The organism is Mesorhizobium sp. IMUNJ 23232, from assembly GCF_044326205.1.
Lineage (GTDB): Bacteria > Pseudomonadota > Alphaproteobacteria > Rhizobiales > Rhizobiaceae > Kumtagia.
On the sequence record NZ_JBIRCY010000029.1, the window covers coordinates 38,367 to 56,650 of the forward strand.

The 18,284-nt window shown below is 60.6% G+C and carries 17 protein-coding genes and 1 tRNA gene; 14 read left to right on the forward strand and 4 right to left on the reverse strand.

Annotated features, from left to right (window positions below):
• The first annotated feature begins 5 nt into the window (after positions 1–5).
• From ACH196_RS20720 to ACH196_RS20775, 12 genes are all read left to right on the forward strand, one after another.
• Positions 6–1,163: a phage major capsid protein gene (locus tag ACH196_RS20720; RefSeq protein ID WP_396648826.1), complete on the forward strand. Its 1,158-nt coding sequence runs from the start codon at positions 6–8 to the stop codon at positions 1,161–1,163.
• 27 nt (positions 1,164–1,190) lie between these two features.
• On the forward strand, positions 1,191–1,577 hold the full coding sequence (locus ACH196_RS20725) for a hypothetical protein (RefSeq protein WP_396648827.1): 387 nt from the start codon (positions 1,191–1,193) through the stop codon (positions 1,575–1,577).
• A gap of 595 nt (positions 1,578–2,172) precedes the next feature.
• On the forward strand, positions 2,173–2,733 hold the full coding sequence (locus ACH196_RS20730; RefSeq protein WP_396648828.1) for a hypothetical protein: 561 nt from the start codon (positions 2,173–2,175) through the stop codon (positions 2,731–2,733).
• Positions 2,730–3,140 carry an HK97-gp10 family putative phage morphogenesis protein gene (locus ACH196_RS20735; protein ID WP_396648829.1) on the forward strand — a complete coding sequence of 137 codons (411 nt, stop codon included), beginning with the start codon at positions 2,730–2,732 and terminating at the stop codon, positions 3,138–3,140. The genes ACH196_RS20730 and ACH196_RS20735 overlap by 4 nt, the downstream gene beginning before the upstream one ends.
• A gap of 73 nt (positions 3,141–3,213) precedes the next feature.
• Complete coding sequence (locus ACH196_RS20740) at positions 3,214–3,402, forward strand: hypothetical protein (RefSeq protein WP_396648830.1); 189 nt, start codon at positions 3,214–3,216, stop codon at positions 3,400–3,402.
• Positions 3,399–3,722 (forward strand): phage head closure protein, encoded by a 324-nt coding sequence (locus ACH196_RS20745; RefSeq protein WP_396648831.1) that lies wholly within the window; start codon positions 3,399–3,401, stop codon positions 3,720–3,722. Before ACH196_RS20740 ends, ACH196_RS20745 begins: the two co-directional genes overlap by 4 nt.
• Positions 3,719–4,135 (forward strand): phage terminase small subunit P27 family, encoded by a 417-nt coding sequence (locus ACH196_RS20750; protein WP_396648832.1) that lies wholly within the window; start codon positions 3,719–3,721, stop codon positions 4,133–4,135. The genes ACH196_RS20745 and ACH196_RS20750 overlap by 4 nt, the downstream gene beginning before the upstream one ends.
• Entirely contained in the window at positions 4,132–5,730 is a 1,599-nt protein-coding gene (locus ACH196_RS20755) for a terminase large subunit (protein ID WP_396648833.1), read from the forward strand. Before ACH196_RS20750 ends, ACH196_RS20755 begins: the two co-directional genes overlap by 4 nt.
• 10 nt (positions 5,731–5,740) lie before the next feature.
• A complete protein-coding gene (locus ACH196_RS20760; protein WP_396648834.1) occupies positions 5,741–8,764 on the forward strand; it encodes a tape measure protein in 3,024 nt (1,007 codons plus the stop codon).
• Positions 8,764–9,150: a DUF3168 domain-containing protein gene (locus tag ACH196_RS20765; RefSeq protein ID WP_396648835.1), complete on the forward strand. Its 387-nt coding sequence runs from the start codon at positions 8,764–8,766 to the stop codon at positions 9,148–9,150. The genes ACH196_RS20760 and ACH196_RS20765 overlap by 1 nt, the downstream gene beginning before the upstream one ends.
• Positions 9,150–10,298 carry a hypothetical protein gene (locus ACH196_RS20770; protein ID WP_396648836.1) on the forward strand — a complete coding sequence of 383 codons (1,149 nt, stop codon included), beginning with the start codon at positions 9,150–9,152 and terminating at the stop codon, positions 10,296–10,298. The genes ACH196_RS20765 and ACH196_RS20770 overlap by 1 nt, the downstream gene beginning before the upstream one ends.
• Positions 10,299–10,734: 436 nt before the next feature.
• Complete coding sequence (locus tag ACH196_RS20775) at positions 10,735–11,097, forward strand: hypothetical protein (RefSeq protein WP_396648837.1); 363 nt, start codon at positions 10,735–10,737, stop codon at positions 11,095–11,097.
• A gap of 16 nt (positions 11,098–11,113) precedes the next feature.
• On the opposite strand, the gene ACH196_RS20780 is transcribed toward ACH196_RS20775, so the two are convergent.
• The 4 genes from ACH196_RS20780 to ACH196_RS20795 form a co-directional block, all read right to left on the reverse strand.
• Positions 11,114–11,533 carry a hypothetical protein gene (locus ACH196_RS20780; RefSeq protein WP_396648838.1) on the reverse strand — a complete coding sequence of 140 codons (420 nt, stop codon included), beginning with the start codon at positions 11,531–11,533 and terminating at the stop codon, positions 11,114–11,116.
• Positions 11,534–11,789: 256 nt separating this feature from the next.
• Positions 11,790–11,865: transfer RNA gene (locus tag ACH196_RS20785), tRNA-Lys, on the reverse strand.
• Positions 11,866–12,015: 150 nt separating this feature from the next.
• On the reverse strand, positions 12,016–13,029 hold the full coding sequence (locus ACH196_RS20790; RefSeq protein WP_396648839.1) for an ornithine cyclodeaminase family protein: 1,014 nt from the start codon (positions 13,027–13,029) through the stop codon (positions 12,016–12,018).
• Between the two features lie 36 nt (positions 13,030–13,065).
• Entirely contained in the window at positions 13,066–13,968 is a 903-nt protein-coding gene (locus tag ACH196_RS20795; RefSeq protein WP_396648840.1) for a LysR family transcriptional regulator, read from the reverse strand.
• A 307-nt stretch (positions 13,969–14,275) separates the two neighbouring features.
• On the opposite strand from ACH196_RS20795, the gene ACH196_RS20800 reads away from it, so the two are divergent.
• Positions 14,276–16,363, forward strand: a complete 2,088-nt coding sequence (locus ACH196_RS20800) for a hydantoinase/oxoprolinase family protein (RefSeq protein ID WP_396648841.1) — start codon at positions 14,276–14,278, stop codon at positions 16,361–16,363.
• Positions 16,364–16,374: 11 nt separating this feature from the next.
• Complete coding sequence (locus ACH196_RS20805) at positions 16,375–18,147, forward strand: hydantoinase B/oxoprolinase family protein (RefSeq protein WP_396648842.1); 1,773 nt, start codon at positions 16,375–16,377, stop codon at positions 18,145–18,147.
• Positions 18,148–18,284: the final 137 nt, after the last annotated feature.

Below are 18,284 nucleotides of genomic sequence, written 5' to 3' on the forward strand. Positions count from 1 at the left end.
ACCAGATGCGCCATATCAGCAAAGCAGAATTGTTCGATGCCGTAAGGCTCGAAACGAAAGATGAAACCGGCAGTGCCGTTGAACAGGCAATCGCCGCCCTGGCTTCCACCACGGAAGCCAAAATCGGCGAGCTCCGTACCGAACTCAAAGCGGCCCAGGATCGTGCCGATGAGCTCGAAACCAAGATGGCGCGCCCCGCCGTAGCTGGCGACGACAAGGCCACCCCGGAACAGAAAGCCTTTACCGGTTATCTCAAATCCGGCCGTGAAGCTCTTTCCGCCGATGAGGTCAAATCCCTTCGTGTTTCGGATGACACCGCAGGCGGATATCTGGCCCCGGATGAATTCATCGCCGAAGTCATCAAAGGGATTGTTGAACGTTCCCCGATTCGACAGGCCGCCCGCGTCGGCAATACCAGCGCCGGCAACGTCATCCTTCCGAAGCGCACCGGACGTCCTACCGCCCGTTGGGTAGGTGAAACCGAAACCCGCACCGGGACGGAATCCACATATGGCCAACTCGATATCGAGGTGTTCGAGATGGCTTGCTATGTCGACGTCTCACAGCGCTTGCTTGAAGACGCCGCCGTCAATGTCGAGGCCGAAGTTTCGTCCGACTTGTCGGAAGAATTCGCTCGCTTGGAAGCACTCGCCTTTTCCCAGGGCGATGGCGTCAAAAAGCCGGTCGGCATCATGGAAGCCGCTGGCGTGCCTTACACGTTCTCCGGCAATGCCAGCACCCTGGGTTCCGCCCCGGCCGATCTTCTGATCGATGCCTTTTACGCCCTGCCGGCCTTCTACCGTGGCCGTGGTACTTGGCTTATGAACGGCAAGACTCTCGCCGCGATCCGCAAGCTTAAGGACGGCTCCACCGGTGCCTATCTGTGGCAGCCCGGTCTTACGCTCGATACCCCGGATACGATCCTGGGACGCCCGGTCATCGAAGATCCCACCATGGATGACATCGGCTCCGCCGCCGAACCTATTCTGTTCGGCGACATCGCCAGTGCCTACCGCATCTATGATCGTGTCGGGCTTTCTATCCTTCGCGATCCCTATTCGGTGGCCACTTCCGGCTTGGTCCGCTTCCACGCCCGCCGCCGCGTCGGTGCTGGGCTCGTGCTCGCCGAAGCCCTCCGCAAAATCCGTTGCGCCACTTCCTAATCGCGCCCTGAAAGAAGGAAAAAGAACATGCGTGATCTTGTTCACAATCTGGGTGTGGTGAACGCCCTTTCGTCCGCCGTCCAGGCCGCATCGGTGAAAACCAGTGCGGTGGACACCAAGGGTTACGGTAGCGTCATGCTCACCGTGAATACCGGTGCCATTGCGTCCAGCGGCAACTTTACCGCTGTACTCGAAGAGAGTGACACCACGACGGATGGTGATTTCACCACCGCCGCCGCTGGCGTCACCCTGGGCAGCATCGCAAACCCGCTCACCGCCGATGGTGCCTTCAAGATCGGATACGTTGGCTACAAGCGCTACGTCCGACTGAACTTCACCAAGAATTCGGGAACATCTGTAGCATTTGGCGTCACCGCCATTCTCGATCATCCCGCATCGGCACCGGTTGCCTGATCCCCATAGCGCTGGCGGTTAGTCGCTCCTTTCCCCCAGCGCGAGGTGACGGCGGTATCGCCCCGCCGTCACCGCCCAAACAGAACGGTGCGGTCTTCGTCTTGTTCATCCGCACCCTGGCAACGGCGGTTTCGAGGGTGACCGCCGTTGCCGCCCAAATCAGAAGGATTCAGCTTGTGCCGCGCGCCGCACCGACAATCTGCCCCTACTGCAACCGCACCAAGGCCAGCGGCACCCGTTGCCAGTGCCGGCCGGCTCGCATCGATACGCGTCCCGGTGCGGACAAGCGCGGCTATGATCTCGAATGGCAGGCCGCAACGCGTGGCTTCCTGGCGATGCACCCGACTTGTGAATGTGGACGTCCTGCCACCCTTGTCCGTCACATCGTGAGCATCCGTCGCCGTCCCGACTTGCGGCTCTCGCCGTCCAATTGGAAAGCCGGATGCCGTAGCTGCAACGCCAAGGATGCGGCGAGGGACAAGGCCGGGGGGGTGGGTCGACCTTTGGCCGGAAAGTCCCCTAACCACACGCCCCCCAAGGAAGAAAAATCTGGGGATTTCATAGGGTTACCATTTCTCGTTTTGGGGGGCTCCTGATGTCCTGGCTTAAGCGCGTTTCCGGTGCTCCCGACGCTATAGAACTCGCCGATGTGAAGGCCGCACTCGCCATTATCGGCAACGCCGATGACGCCTTGCTTTCCAGGCTCATCGATTCTGCCCAGGCTTCGCTTGACGGTGCCGAAGGCCGTTTGGCCCGTTGTCTCAGTGTCCAGACGTGGCAACTCGGATTTGGCGGGTTCCCGCTTGGCGGCCCGATTTCCATCCCATTGCCGCCGCTGATTTCCATCAACGGTATCAGCTACGTCGACGGCAATGGGGATGCCAAGGAATTCGAGGACTTCACCGTTGATGGCATCGGCTCCACCGATAAGGCGGTGCTGAATGCTACCGGCCGCTGGCCCTATGGGACAAACGTCATCATCGAATTCACATGCGGGTTCGGCGAGCTTCCCGAAGATCTTCGCGACGCCCTGATTGCAATAGTGGGCTCCCGGTATGCGTGGCGTGAAAGCCAAGTGATGGCCCAGGGCAGTTTGTCCGCCATGCCGGAAGTGGAAGACGCCATAGACCGTTGGACGGTGAAGGGGTTCGGATGATGGCCGTCCAGGGACTCCAAGCCTTAAACCGCAAACTTCGCGCCATGCCCGTGGCGGCCCGCCAAGAGCTCGAAAAAGCCGTGAACGAAGGTGCCGCCCGCGTCGCCACGTTGGCATCCGCGCTTGCTCCCAAGGATACCGGCTTGCTGGCGTCGACCGTCCGTGTCGAGGCCGGTGCGCATTCCCTTCAAAAGCTTGTCGTCGTGGGCGGCGAGGCCACGGAAAAAGAGGTGCGCAAAGGTTCCGGTGCGGAGTTCGACTACGCCAAAGCCCAGGAATGGGGAACGAAGGAAATGGAAAAGAATCCTTCGCTCTATCCCGCCTTCCGCACTCTGAAAAAGAGCATCCGGGCACGGATGAATCGTGCCGTTCGCAAGGCCATCAAAGCCGGGGGTTCTAATGCTTAGTCCTACCGAAAAAGACACCCTTTTCGCCGCCGCCGAATCCTATGCGCTCGATTTGGCGTTGTCCGAACATGCCGTGAGACTTCTGGGCATCGAATATGCGGCACCACATGCCGCGAAATTCGGGCTCATCGGCGAAACCGAAGTCCGCGCCGTTTTTGGGCTCGCCCTGCTTATCGTGAAGCGTCGCGGCGAAATCATGCGCGCGATGCAACACGTCTATGTCGAGGAAATGCAGGCACCGGATGGGGAGTCGCTCCATTGATTGGTGCCGGTGCATTCGACAGGCGGATAATTATTGAACGCGTTACGGAAACCCGTGATGCCGGGACGAATGCCGTCCTGACGTCCTGGGCAACGCATCTCGACAACGTGCCATGCTCGATTAAGCGCACCACCGGCCGCGAATTCTTGGACGCCGACAGGGTTCAATCGGAACGCCGCGCCGTCTTCACCGTGAGGTATGCCGACATCGACGTCCGCGACAGGATCGTGGCGGATGACGGTTTGACTTACGGCATTGTGGACATCCGGGAAATCGGCCGTCGCCGGTTCATGGAATTGCAGGGCGAGGCGATTCAATGAGCCGTGGCCCGAAACCTACCCTGCATATTGTGGCCAAACCCGATGCACCCCCAGCGGTGCCGCGTTGGGTTCCTGTGATCTGCAAAGATGTTTACCAGCGTGCCGCCGATGAGCTCGCCGCGCAGGGGAGGCTTAGCGCCGGCAATCTCGATTTGCTCGAATCCTATATTGCCGCCGTTGCCCAGGCTCGCCGCGCCGAACGTGCCGTGCAGCGCCAAGGCTCATTCTTCCTGAAGAAAGGGCAACGCCCCCAGGCTCATCCCGGCATCGCCATTGCCCAGGAAGCGAGGAAACAAGCTCGCATGCTGGCGTCCCGGCTTGGCCTGATTCAGGAAAGCCGCGATGCCGGCCGCGTCGCATCCGGGGAATTCGTCGCCGCCGATGATGATGACTTCGGAGGGGATGACATTTGAACGTCCGGCCGGAATGGATTTTTGATGACTCCCCGCTCGCCGATCCGCATGGGTTCGGCGAACGCGCCGTCACGTTCATTCGGAAGCTTCGCCATCCCAAATCCGGCAAGCCTTTCCAGCTTGATAGATGGCAGGAAAGGATTGTGCGCCGTGTCTATGGCGACACGGTCGACGGTCGCCGCCGCATCCGCACCGTTTACTTGCGCGTCGGCCGTGGCAACCGGAAAACCAGCTTGGTCGCCGCCCTGGGGTTGATGCATCTCGTCTCCCCGGATTTCCGCACCCCTGGCGGCCTGGGCATCGTTGCAGCTTCCGACAGGGACCAAGCCAAGCTGACTTGGCAGGAAGCCGTTGGCCTGATTTCGACGTCCCCAACGCTGGCAAAGGCCACCAACAAATGGGAGGCCCCGACATTTAAGGTAAATCACCCGAAATCGGGCTCCGAATTCGTCGCCATTTCCAGCGATGGTGACAGCAAACACGGCAAAACCCCGGCTTTCGTTGTCACCGATGAAATTCACGCATGGCAGGGGCGGAAGCTCTGGGCAGCGCTCACCACCGGCCTTGTGAAGGTGCCGGGGACGCTTCTCTTGATCACCACCACGGCGGGGGCGGGGCAGGATGGCTTGGCTTTCCAGGTCGAAAAATACGCCCGCGCCGTCGCCACCGGGGAAATCGATGATTCTTCCTATTTGCCGATTATTTTCGAGACTCCCGACGAATTCGATTGGCTAGACGAAAAGGGATGGTTCCAGGCCAATCCTGGCTTGTCCCTGGGATATCCCGATATCACCGGGCTCCGTTCCCTGGCGCGCCAAGCCAAGCACGTCCCGGCCGCGAAAGCTGAATTCCAGCAATACCATTTGAATAGATGGCAAGACGCCGCTTTGTCGCCGTGGCTGGATATGGCGATCTATGATGAGGGCGGCACCGATACGCTCGATATCGAGGACTATGCGGAGCGGCCTTGCTGGGCAGGCTTGGATTACAGCTTGGTCAGTGACGTCACTTTTTTGAGCCTGATTTTTCCCCAGGAAGACGGCACCTATGCCGCGTTCGGTTATGCCTTCCTGCCGGAAGATGGAATCGCCCGGAAAGAGGAACAGGACAGGGTTCCTTACAGAGAATGGGCGGATTCTGGCTTGCTCATTCTCACGCCCGGTAATGTCATCGATAAATCAGTGATAGCGGACAAAATCCGCGAAATTGCTGAGAATTATGACTTACGTGAATTGGCGTATGACCCTTATAAATTGTCGGACACTATGGCAGTTCTCAATGATGAGGGAATTCCCGTTGTAGCTTTTAGTCAGGGATGGAAGACTATGAGCCCAGCGGTGGAATCCGCCCAGGAAATAATCCTGGCTGGAAAGCTTAAGCATAGTGGCCATCCTATTATGCGCCGGCATTTTGCCGCCGTTGTTACCAGAAGCGATGCAAACAACAATCAATCGTTCCACAAAAGCAAGTCTATTTCGAAGATAGACGCCGCCGTGGCCACCACGATGGCACTGCACCGCGCAAAAGGCGGCGATTCCGGGATGTCGATTTATGTCGATGAGCAATCGCGGCCAAGCGGCCTGATTTTTATTTAGAGGTGCCGCCGTGGCGGATGACGCAACCAACAAACTACTTGTCAGTATCGAGGCCCGCACCGCCGCCTATGAAAAGGCGTTGGCCCGTGCGCAGGCGCAAACCAACACCCGCATGAAGGGAATCGAGGCGGCTCTTAAAGGCCCGCAAGCTCAATTCCAGAAAACGGCGGATGTCGCCGCTAGATCGCTGCAACGGATCGAAAAGCAATCCAGCACTTCCGCCGCCGCGATCTCGACAGCCTTCAAGGGCGTTGGTGCTGGCCTTGCTGCCGGATTCAGTGCCCAGGCTTTTGCCAAGTTTGCCGATGCATCCACCCGTATCGAGAACGGGCTGAAGGTTGTCGGGATCGAGGGGAAGAATCTCACCGCGACATATCAAAAGCTTGGCCGCATCGCGCTTGATAACGGGGCATCATTCGAAGCCGTCGCCGGCTTGTATGGCAAGGTTTCGAAAGCATCAAAAGAGCTTGGTGCGACATCTGCCGAAGTGTTGGAATTTACACGCCGCGTCGCCGTTGGATTGAAGGCCAGCGGCACCGATGCCGCACAGGCATCGGCCGGCATCATGCAGTTGAATCAGGCCCTGGCATCCGGGGTACTCAGAGGTGACGAATTTTCGTCAGTCGCGGAAAATCTGCCGGTTGTGGCTGACGCCATCGCCAAGGGCATGGGCGTCACCGTTGGCCGGTTGCGTGAACTCGCCGCCGAAGGTGCCTTGGATGCCCGCACCGTCTTCACCGCCTTCATGCGGGGCAGTGCCGATCTCGATGCCCAGGCGGCAAAAACCAGCACCACGTTTTCCCAGGCGTTCCAGAACATCGGCACCGCGTTGGTTTTGGCCGCTGGCGAATTTAACCGCACCACGGGCGCTTCCCAGGCTTTTGCCGATATCGTCAACAATGCGGTGGTGCCGGCGATCACCGGGCTTGGCCAAGCTATCAGTGATGTCAACCAGCGGCACGCCGCGCTTGGAAAGGAACTAGAAGACTTCGCTAAACGCTGGGGAATCGACAAGGCAATCAAGGATGCCGTGCAGGCGTTCAACGATCTCGGCAACGTCACCGATCCGTTGATTGTTGCCTTCCAATCTGCCCAGGCGAAGGTTCGTGCCGCCCGTGGTGCCTTGAAGCAGGACTTCGATGGCGTCGCCGATGATTTCGCCGCCGCGATGGCCGATCTTAAGGCCAGCGGACAGGAAGATGTTGCTTCCGGGCTTTCCGTCGCCTTCGTCGGGTTGCAGGCCAAGATTGCCGATGGTTCGGCGGAAGCCCGTGATTTCGATTCCATCATCGCCGGCTTGGTCAACACTGGAAACCAGATGGCCGATCATGTCGCCGGCCGGCTCGAAATCATTTCCGGGAAATTCGCCAATGCTGGCGAGGCGGCAAAGAAAGCCTTCGATGATGCCGGAAAGGCGCTCGCCGCCGCTCTTGGTGAAAATGCGCTTTCCATTGTGGATGCGCTCGCCGGCCGGCTGGGCAACACTCTCCCGGAAAGCGTCGGCCGGTTCTCCAAGGCGTTGCGGGAAGCTCTGGGGCTTCTCTCGAAGATGGACGCCGGCACCGCCGCCGTTGTCAGCCAATTGCAGGCCAATGAGCAAGGCGGCGGCTTCCGGCTCAATGAGCTCAATACTGGCCCGTCCGGTGGCTTCCTGAATTTCAGCACCGGGGACGAAGTGCCATCCGGCCCCGATACGGTGACGCTCCCGGATACGGTGGATGTCACCCCGGAACGCCGCGTCGACCAATACTTCGCCGATCCTTCAAGCGGTGGAAGCCGGGGCGGTGCCGCCGCCAAAACCGGCGAGGACATCGCCGCCGCCTTTATTCGGAAATTCGAATCCTACAGCGGCCGCGCCTATTGGGATGTGAACGCCTTCCGCGTCGGGTTCGGTTCGGACACCACGACAAGCGAGGGCGGCAAGGTTAGCCGCGTCACCCCTGGCACCCTAACCAGCCTTGAAGCCGCTAACCGGGATCTGGCACGCCGCATCGCGGAATTCCAGTCCGTGATTAAAGGCCAAGTCGGTTCGGATGTCTGGACGTCCTTCGCCAAGGAACAGCAGGCCGCCCTTACCAGCATTGCCTACAATTACGGGAAACTGCCGGATCGCATCGTTTCCGCGATTCAGTCCGGGAACCCGGCCGTCATCGATTCCGCGATCCGGGGTTTGGGCTCCGATAATGGGGGCATCAATAAATCCCGCCGCAACCAGGAAGCCGATTTGTTTTCGGGGGGCGTCTTCACCGATGCCACCACCCAGGCGCGCCAGCATGGGGATGTCATCACCGATCTCGAAAACCAGTATCAGCAGCTTGGCGACATCGGGCTTGGCGCTCTGAAATCCATCGCCAACGCCCTTTCCGATGGCAAGCTTGAAGGAAAAGAACTTCTCGGAATCCTTCTCGACGTTGCCCAGCAAATCCTTTCGATGCCAAATCTCGGCGGAATCCTATCAGGTTCTTCCGCTGGCGCGTCTCAGGCGGCGGGAGGCATCGGAGGCCAGTCCAGCGGTGGCGGCTTCCTGGGTGGAATCCTAAACCTGTTTTCGGGCTTGTTCGGTTTCGCCGAAGGCGGCGAGGTCACTGGCCCGGTGCGGGGTAAGGGCAGTGGCAGGGATGACCAAATCAACGCGAAGCTTAGCCGCGGCGAATTCGTCATGAACTCCCGCGCCGCGGCGAGAAACCTTCCGCTCCTACGTTCTCTCAACACCGGCATCCGCATGCCCCCGGAACTTAGGCTTGCCGATGGCGGCACCCTGGCCCGGATTGCGGACAAGCCGATCCGGCTTCCCCAGGACAAGGCCGTATCGCTCGCCGGCCAGCGTCACGACTACGACAGGCCCGCCCCAGCCGGCCCGCTCGATATCGCCATGCAAATGGACATCGATCCCCAAGGGAAGTGGAAGGGGCATGTCCAAAGCATTTCGGAGCGCACCACCGCAACCGGCCTTGGCCGATACGACTACGCCAAGAGACAGGGCGGCAACGCCGCCGATGATCACCGCTTCCGTCGCCTGAAAAGGGATTCGTGATGTCCGCGCTTCCTATCATCGAAGCTATTTTGTCCGCCGCCGCCCCGGTGCAAAACATCGTGTCGGGAAAGGTGTTTTACAGCACCGCGCCCCAGGGAACGGTTGCGCCATACGTCATCATCGTTGGCACAAGCGAGGATGATGAAACCTTGCTCGCCGGGGCGGCACGGTTCCCGGAAGCCTATGTGACAACGGTTGCCTATGCGGTGGATTACCCCCAGGCCGAAAACCTGGGCAACGCCATCGTTGCCGCCTTGCAGGATCAACGGGGCACATGGCGCGGTCGTACCGCCACCGTTTCCAGGGATCGTGGTGGCAGCTTCGATTATATCGAGGTGACAAGGCAGCACAGACGCATCGATAATTTTCTTGTGCGGTGGCGTTGATGAGCCGCGCCGGCACCAAATACCGGGGACCGATAAACCCGGATAGGCGGCTCCATATCATTGCAATTACTGCCCAGGTGCTCGCCACGGGGCAACCTTCATTCTTCCGATATGAAGGTGCGGCTCGTCACGGCTTGCGTGCCCGTTTTTGCCTAGAGGGTTTGGGGTGGCGTGCTTCCGATGAAGTCGCCGCCGATATCGTTCATGTCGCCTTGAACCGTATCGGGGCACAACGTCCAACGGATGCGGAAGCTTCGCCGCTCTGGACGGATGAGGGATGGCAACCGGTATCCTACACGCGGTGCAAGCAATGCTCCAAACCGCTTGAAGGCAACATCACCGAGCAAGGATGGCATCTCCGTTTCTGCTCCAACGGATGCCGCGTCGCCTATCGCAACGAACACGCCGAACGAACCCAGCAAGAATATTGGGATGCGATGAAAGCCGTGGGCGAGCTCCGTGCGATCTCCCGTACCACGAATTGCGCCTATCCCGAATGCGGCAAGGAATTCATTCCGAAGAAAGCGGCCGATCCCCGGAAGCCCGATGCGCTCCGCTATTGTTCCCCATCGTGCTCGAAGAAACATTATTTCATCCGCGTCGAAGCCGGTGAGCTTCCCCCGGTGAAGAACCCAGGCGGCAAGGGTCTGAAAAGGCCGGTGGTGGAAAAATGCTGCATCGCCCCCGGATGTGGGAGCAGATTCGATACCCGCGATCCCGCCCGCGTCTATTGCAGCAAGCCTTGTGCAAACCGTGCCATCGCGGAAGGGAAGCGCGTCCATCCCAAACGGGAACCCCCGGCTCCATTGGTGCCCAGGGCATGCGCGTTCTGTTCCGATGAATTTATGCCCCGCACCACCCGGCAAATCTATTGCAGCGAAACCCATGCATCGGCGGCGAAGCGAGCAAAAAAGAAAGCAATGCAGGCCGCAAAGCTTGGTGTTGTCGCCCCTTGCGCCGAATGCGGCCGCAACTTCTATGCCCCCGATGACACCTTCAGGACATGCTCCCGTTTGAAATGTATCGATGCCTGGGAAGCCAAGGTTGATGCCCGTTCCGCCTTCCTTGGCCCCGACATCAAACCGCTCCCCGTTACCACCCAGGAACCCGCCCCGGTATCTGCCTATTGGTGCGCGGCCGCTGAATAATTCTGTTTAAATTTTCCACAAGCGTAGTGCTGTGCTCTCGTTTTCAGCTAGACTGAGTGTATGTCAAATGGATCGCCGGCCGTGCCTCCGATACCTAATCCATTCAGCGGCTTATCGTGGGCTTCGAAGAGCATAACAACGCAGAGCGCGTTAAATCCCGTTCTGTGGCTCTGCGGAATCTGTGTGCCGGGTTCAATTCTAGCCGCCGCTTTTGCAGGCCAGTTTGCGGCAATCATTGTAACCGTATTGCTTGCGCCAGTCCCAGTTACTCTGTTGGCCTTTATCTGGCTTTTGATCACCGCACCGGATCGGCTCCACTCTGAAAAGCACCAGCAAGAGTTGCGGCGATTAGCGTTACTGGGCGACAGCCGATCAGGCGCGCCGACACTGGAACATGTTGCGATGAGAAACCCGGCCCTCCCTGTTGGAGGCGATGATGAATGATCAGGCAAACGGTATTAAGACATATTCCATTTATGGCCTGTACGACCAATTCCAAAGCGACGCGTTTAATCAATATCTACTAGATAGTGTTGATATCTTGTCGTACTGGAATCACTTGCCATTACTATACTTCGTCAAGACTCGTCTCGCGGTCGGAGTCGTTTCATCCAAGATCAAACCCTTTTTTGGTGGAAGTTGGTACATTGTCATTGAAGTCAATCCAGTTGGTGCCGATGGCTGGCTGCCGCAGCCCGCATGGGATTGGTTCACAACCCCTGCTCCAACATTCAAGGTGCCGTCACCCCCGCCACCACCACGAATCACAATCGCAGACTTGATGTTTCCAAAAAAATAGTTCGCGTTCGGCTGCACTATCCCCAGGACTGAATCCATCCCAGCAACGCCGGGATATGCTTATCCTTCGGCAAGCCGCTCATCATATCCCTGAAGGCACGCATTTTGGTTTCAGGGTCGGCGAATTCGACAGACTCAAATGCCGACACCCCGCGCTCGAAAGCATCCTGGCGGGTGAGCTCTTCCCCGCTCCCGTCTATCGTGCTCGCCACCAGCCACCAAATGCGCCCACCTTCCATGCGCCGCTCAAGCCTTTGATGTTCCAGCTTATCCAGGGGGTCCAATCGCCCCGACTTCCCGATCTGGCGAGCGAAACGCAACATGGTTTCAGTTTCGATTTCGTCTAGGCCGATGAGCAACCACCCGCCGTTGTCGGAATACCATTGGCCCTGCTTGAAAAGGCCCAGGTCTTCATCACTTATCGATTCGCGTCGCATATCACCCCCCTGTTTCGGAGCATTGTAGCGTCAACTGCCCGCGACTGCACCCGGCCGGCTGACAACTTGTCGCACCACCGGGGTAACGCATCTGGGGTAACGATTCGAGGCCCAGGCGATCCGCCGAAACATCCGATTTGGTGCCGATCTGGCCTAAACGATACCCCAAACCGCAACTGTTACCCCAGGCGTTACCCCGGAAAGCCTTGGAAACCCTATTGAAGAAGCGGAAGTAGGGGTAAGTATTTGATTTTTTTGGTGGGTGCGACAGGGATCGAACCTGTGACCCGCTGATTAAGAGTCAGCTGCTCTACCAACTGAGCTACGCACCCGGGCCGCCGGTGAAGGCGATGGGCGCGATATAGCCATGACGATCCGGCCTGTCCAGCCCCCTGCGGCCGGCATTTGCCGACAAAATGCGCATGGGCGCGGCGCGGCAGGCTGGAAAGGCTGCGCCGCGCGCCGGCGCCGATGCCGGGCGATCAGGTCGAGATCATCTTCTTCTCGATGCCGACGCCGGCGGCCATGGCGCGTTCGTATTCGAGCGGCACGGTGGCCGAATCCTGCAGCGCGATGCCGGTGGAATCGAAGAGGGTGATTTCGTCGTCGGAGGTGCGGCCCGGCTTGCGGCCGGTGATCACCTCGCCGATCTCGCCGGCGATGTCGGTCTCGGTGATCAGCCCTTCCGACAGCGGCACGTTGATCTCGCCGTCGGTGCGGCACTGCCTGATATCGTCGACGAAGATCCTGGCGCGCGTCAGCAATATCCCTTCCAGTTCCTGGTCACCCTTCTTGTCGGCGCCGACGGCTGCGATGTGGGTGCCGGGAGAAATCCAGTCGGCCATGACGATCGGGCCGCGCGCCGGGGTCAGCGTCACCACGACATCGGCGCCGCGCACGGTCTGTTCGAGATTCTGCGATGGCTTGATCTCAAAACTTTTGTATTTCGGCTGCTGCTCTTTCACGAAATGGTCGAGCGTGTCCTTGCTGCGGCTCCAGACGCGGACTTCCTTCCATTTGAACACTTCGTTGCAGGTCGCCAGCGCGCCCTCGGCCATGTGGCCGGCGCCGACGATGGCGAGCGTTTTGGAATCCTTGCGCGCCATCCATTTCGCGGAGACGGCGGCGGCGGCACCCGTGCGCATCACCGTGTGATAGCTGCCGTCGACGATCGCCAGCGGAAATCCGGTCTCGGGGTGGGTGTAGATGAGGATCGAGAAGACGGTCGGCAGGTTGTAGTTTTCGCGGTTCTTCTCGCGGATCGACACCCATTTGCAGGCGGCGGCGTGCGGTTCCTCGATGTAGGAAGGCATCGCCTCCCATTCACCGGGAAAACGGTCGAGCACGATGTGGCCCTTGGGGTCCATGTAATAGCGGCCCTCGCCATGCATGCGGTAGGCCTGCTCGACGCAGTCATTGTATTCGTGCGGCTTCAAGAGGCCGATCATCTCGCTGCGGCCGAGGATGAGCGTCTTGCGGTTGGCCCAGTTTTCCATCGCGATGGTCCCTTCTGTCGGATGATCTTTTTGCGGTCAGGTCATGTAGGCCCGGCCGACTTTTTGGCTGGTCTCGATGAAGCGGCGTTTTGCGCTGCTGATCGAGGCGCGCCGCCAGGCGAGGTGGCTTTCGACGATCACCGGCGGGTCGGTGACGATCGGCCGTGGCGCGATCGCCTGTTCGCCGCAGAAGCGCGGCATGCCGGTGAAGATGGTGATGCCGACGCCGGCCGTCACGAGGCCGAGGATGCCGACGAGGCTTGGCGCTTCCTGCGCGACGTTGAGCACCTGGCCGGCGGTCTGGAACGCATCGACGACGATGCGGCGCAGCGTCGGCCATTCGGCGTTGGTGCCCATCACCAGTTGCTCGCGGGCGAGTTCCTCGATGGTCAGCTCCGTTTTGGAGGCAAGCGGGTGCTCCGGCGGCAGCAGCGCCATCAGGCGATGACGCGCCACCGGGCGGGATTCGATCTCGGAATTCTGGAACGATCCCTCGATGAAACCCAGATCGATCTCATCCTGCAGGATCTTGTCCCGCTGCGCCGGCGAGTGGAGATAGGTCAGTTCGACACGCACGTCGGGATTGGCGTTGCGGAACTCGCGGGTGATGTCGGGCACCAGCGAATGGCCGGTGATGGTGGTGTAGCCGACCCGCAGGATCGCCTTGGTGCCGGAGGCGAGCAGGCGCACGGTGTTTTCGGCGACGTCGATGCGGCCAAGGATTTCCTGCGCTTCCTCCAGCAGATAGCGCCCGGATTCGGTAAGCCGTACCTTACGCGTCGTGCGTTCCAGCAGTTTTACGCCGAGCCGCTCCTCCAGCTCCAGCACGATGCGGCTGACGGCCGGCTGGGCCATGGTCAGCCGCTCAGCGGCGCGGTGAAAATTCAGCTCCTCGGCCACCGCCACGAAGGTTGCGAGGTGTTTCAGGTCGTATCGCAAGACTGATGCCGTTTTCGTATCAATTGTCGCGGAAATAATTATTTCACATCTTAAAGGAGGCTGTCTACGACTTATATCACTTGAAAAAAGCGCTTTCGTGCGGCGCCGGGGTGAACACATTAATGGGTCTTTCTGCGTTTCCCTCTCGCGGATATCGCGCATCCACGCCGGGCATCCTCCCAAGCCCGGCCGGGGCGGCGGGCCATAGGGGACATTCTGTTTTCTTCCGGCGGAAGGGCGGCGGCGCTTCGGAAGCCGCGCGAGTCGAAAAAAGCAAACTGTCCCCGGCGATTCTCCAGAGGCGCGGATGATCCGGGTCGGCGTGGATGTCGGCGGCACCTTCACCGATATCGTGCTGGAGCGGTCCGGCGAGGGCGGCGAGCGCAAGGTCGTCGTCACGAAGGTGTCATCGACGCCGCACGACCAGTCGGAAGGCGTGGTCGAGGGCATCCTGAAGGTCTGCGCTCTGGCGGGCGTCAAGCCGGGTGAGATCGACGCGGTGTTCCACGGCACGACGGTGTCGACCAACATGGTGATCGAACGCGCCGGCGCGAAGGTCGGTATGATCACCACGCGCGGCTTTCGCGACATCCTCCACATGGCCCGCCACAAGCGGCCGCATAATTTCTCGCTGCAGTTCGACCTTCCCTGGCAGTCGAAGCCGCTGGTCAGGCGTCGCGACCGGCTGGTCGTCACCGAGCGGATCATGCCGCCGACCGGCGAGATCGTCGTGCCGCTCGCCGAGGACGAGGTGAAGCAGGCGGCGGAACTTTTTGCCAAGCGCGGCATGGACGCGGTGATCGTCGCGTTCCTGTTCTCGTTCCTCAACAACGAACACGAGCAGCGCGCCAAGGAAATCGTCAGATCCATCCTGCCGGACGCCTTCGTGTCGGCGTCTTCGGACGTGGTCAATACGATCCGCGAATACGAGCGTTTCTCCAGCGCTGCGATGAACGCCTATATCGGGCCACGCACCTCGGCTTATCTGCGCAATCTCGAAAGCCGGCTGCGGGCCAACGGCATCGACGCCATCGTGCGCATCATGCAGTCGAACGGCGGTATCTCGACCATCGAGAACTCTTCCGAGCTGCCGATCGGCCTGCTGTTGTCCGGCCCGGCGGGCGGGGTCATGGGCGGGCGCTGGACCGGCGCCAATTGCGACAGGGACAACATCATCACCATCGACATCGGCGGCACGTCGGCCGACATCTCGGTCATCCAGCAGGGCGAGCTGCGCATCAAGAACCCGCGCGACACCGAGGTCGCCGGATTGCCGGTGCTGGTGCCGATGATCGATATCGACGCGATCGGCGCCGGCGGCGGCTCGATCGCTTATCTCGATCCGGGCGGCGCATTTCGCGTCGGGCCGCGCTCGGCCGGCGCGGTGCCGGGGCCGGCCTGCTATGCCAAGGGCGGCGAGGAGCCGACCGTCACCGACGCGCAGGTGGTGCTCGGCCGCATGGATGCCGAGCATTTTCTGGGCGGCGATTTGAAGATCGATGCGTCGCTGTCGGAGAAGGCGATCGCAAAACACATAGCCGGGCCGCTCGGCCTTTCCGTTGAGAAGGCGGCTCTGGGTATCCTGAAGATCGTCAACAACAACATGGCGCTGGCGATCAACGCCAACTCGGTGGCCAAGGGCATCGATCCGCGCAATTTTTCGCTGATGGGTTTTGGCGGGGCGGGGCCCTTGCATTCGGTGTCGCTGGCCGAGGCGATCTTTGCCAAGGACGTGCTGGTGCCGATGCATCCGGGCATCACGGCGGCGACCGGGTTGCTGGTCACCGACCTGCAGTACGAATACACGCATTCGACGCTGCTCACCCTCGACAAGGCGACGGAGGGACAGTTCAAGAAGGTCAATGACGCCCTCGACGAACTTATCGTGCGCGCCAACAGCCAGCTTGATGCCGACGGCATTCCAGCGGAAAAACGCCGCTTCCGCCAGGTGGCGGAGTGTCGTTATGTCGGCCAGGGGTTCGAGCTGCGCGCCGACATGCCGAACGGCCACCTCACGGCTGAATCTGCCGCGACGGTGAACGAGAATTTCTACCACGCGCACCGCCAAGTCTACGGTCACGCCTTCCGCGAGCAGTCCTGCGAGATCATCACGCTGCGCGTCATCGCCACCGTCGAGGTCGACACGCTGCAACTGCCGAAGCTCGCCAGGGGCGGGCGCACCAACCCGGCGGATGCGGTGCTCTACAACAGACGCACGGTCTTCGACGATGGAAAGGCGGCAGACACGCCGCGCTACCAGCGCGAAAAGCTGCTGGCGGACGACCGCATCAGCGGCCCGGCGCTGATCGTGCAGCACAATTCGACGACGCTGGTTCCGCCCGGCTACACGGCGACCGTCATGGACTATGGCGACATGCTGGTCGCGAAGGCTTGAGGAGGCGGGAGATGGTTCAGGAAGTCGATCCCATCAGCCTGCAGGTCATCGGCGGTGCGCTGCACTCGATCGCCGAGCAGATGGGCAATGTGCTCTACCGCATGAGCTATTCGTCGATCATTCGCGAGAGCCAGGATCTTGGCGCCGGCCTGTTCGACCGCGACTACAACACGCTCTGCGAATCCGACTCGACACCGATGCACATCGGATCGCTGCCGGGTTATCTGCGCGGCATCGAGAAGACGATACCGCTCGATGCCTGGAAGCCGGGCGACTGCGTTATCCACAATCACCCGTATTTCGGCGCCAGCCATTCGCCGGACATCGGCATCGTCATGCCGGTCTTCCATGAGGGCGAACTCGTCGGCTTTTCCGCCAACACCGCGCATCATGTCGACATCGGCGCGGCGACGCCCGGCCTCGTCATCGACATTCCCGACGTATTCGCCGAAGGCATGCTGCTCAACGGGCTGAAGCTCTACAACGAGGGCGTGCGCAACGAGGCGCTTTGGACTTTCATCCGCGGCAACACCCGCGTGCCTGGGCTGGTGATGGGCGACCTGGAGGCCCAGATCGCCTCGGTCGAACTCGGCGTGCGGCGCTTCGAGGAACTGCTGACGACGTATGGCAAGGACACGGTGATCCAGGCCACGAAGCAGTTGATGGACTATACCGAGGCGATGTTGCGCCGGGAGATCGCAAAAATCCCCGACGGCGACTACGTGGCCGAGGGTTTTCTGGACGATGACGGCCGCAACCGTGGAGTGACGCTGCCGCTGAAGGTCACCGTCAAGGTGAGGGGAGACGGCGTCGAGGTCGACACGACGGGATCGTCAGCGCAGGTGCCGACTGCCTTCAACGTACCGTTCGACGGCTCGACCAAGGTCGCGTGTTTCTTCGCCTTCCGCGCGCTGCTGCTCGATACCTATACGCATGAGGAATACATTCCGCAGAACGAAGGCTCGTTCCGCCCGGTCAAGGTGACATCGCCGCTGGGCTCGATCTTCAACCCGATCGCGCCGGTGGCGGCCGAGGCGCGCTTCAGCCAGATCCAACGGCTCTGCGACCTGATCATCAAGGCGCTGGCGCCGGTGCTGCCGGACAAGTGCACGGCAGGCAACGCGGCGGTGCTGTCGTTCGCTGCCTATTCCGGCGTGCGGCCGAACGGCGATTACTGGGTGTTTCTCGAAGTCAACGAGGCGGCGATGGGCGGGCGGCCGCTGTCGGACGGCCCTGACACTGTCGAGGAGCTGATGCGCAACACGCGCAACAACCCGCTCGAAGATCTTGGCATGCATCTGCCGCTGATCTGTGACCGTTACGAGGTGCGCGACGACGCGCCCCCCGGCGCCGGAAAGTTCCGCGGTGGGGCAGGGGTGGTGAAGTCGCAGCGCTACCTCAGCCCGGGTTTCATGACGCATGAGAGCGACCGCAACGAGGATGCGCCCTGGGGCATATTCGGCGGCAAGGAAGGCGCCTGCAGCAAGGTCGAGATCCGGAACATCCATACGGGCAAGGTGAGCTACCAGCCGGCGAAATTCTCCGGCCTGCGCACCGAAGAGGGCGACATCGTCACCTATTATTCGCCGACCGGCGGCGGGTATGGCGATCCGCTGGAGCGTGATGCGGAAAAAGTCCTGGACGATGTCCTGGACGGGTTCATCAGCGTCGAGCACGCGCGTGACGACTATGGCGTGATCCTCGGCGAAGTGGACGACGGATACGGGTGGGCACTCGACGCGGAGGCCACCCGCAAGCTGCGCGCGGAACTCGCGCGTTCGTAAGCCGGCGAAAAGGCCGGCGAAGAGCCGGGATTTCATTTGCCGGGCATGCCTCCGCGGAGGATAGTAAGGAAGAGCAGGGACGTGCATCACTTTCGGGGCGGCTCTGGCCTATCGGCCCGGCACACAAGACCGTGACA

Bases quoted from the DNA above. Each gene is read 5' to 3' on its own strand.
- ACH196_RS20800 (WP_396648841.1), top strand. From the start codon at position 14,276: ATGATCCGGGTCGGCGTGGATGTCGGCGGCACCTTCACCGATATCGTG.
- ACH196_RS20790 (WP_396648839.1), bottom strand. From the start codon at position 13,029: ATGGAAAACTGGGCCAACCGCAAGACGCTCATCCTCGGCCGCAGCGAG.
- ACH196_RS20730 (WP_396648828.1), top strand. From the start codon at position 2,173: ATGTCCTGGCTTAAGCGCGTTTCCGGTGCTCCCGACGCTATAGAACTC.
- ACH196_RS20720 (WP_396648826.1), top strand. From the start codon at position 6: ATGCGCCATATCAGCAAAGCAGAATTGTTCGATGCCGTAAGGCTCGAA.
- ACH196_RS20775 (WP_396648837.1), top strand. From the start codon at position 10,735: ATGAATGATCAGGCAAACGGTATTAAGACATATTCCATTTATGGCCTG.
- ACH196_RS20765 (WP_396648835.1), top strand. From the start codon at position 8,764: ATGTCCGCGCTTCCTATCATCGAAGCTATTTTGTCCGCCGCCGCCCCG.
- ACH196_RS20735 (WP_396648829.1), top strand. From the start codon at position 2,730: ATGATGGCCGTCCAGGGACTCCAAGCCTTAAACCGCAAACTTCGCGCC.
- ACH196_RS20750 (WP_396648832.1), top strand. From the start codon at position 3,719: ATGAGCCGTGGCCCGAAACCTACCCTGCATATTGTGGCCAAACCCGAT.
- ACH196_RS20770 (WP_396648836.1), top strand. From the start codon at position 9,150: ATGAGCCGCGCCGGCACCAAATACCGGGGACCGATAAACCCGGATAGG.
- ACH196_RS20725 (WP_396648827.1), top strand. From the start codon at position 1,191: ATGCGTGATCTTGTTCACAATCTGGGTGTGGTGAACGCCCTTTCGTCC.
- ACH196_RS20805 (WP_396648842.1), top strand. From the start codon at position 16,375: ATGGTTCAGGAAGTCGATCCCATCAGCCTGCAGGTCATCGGCGGTGCG.
- ACH196_RS20780 (WP_396648838.1), bottom strand. From the start codon at position 11,533: ATGCGACGCGAATCGATAAGTGATGAAGACCTGGGCCTTTTCAAGCAG.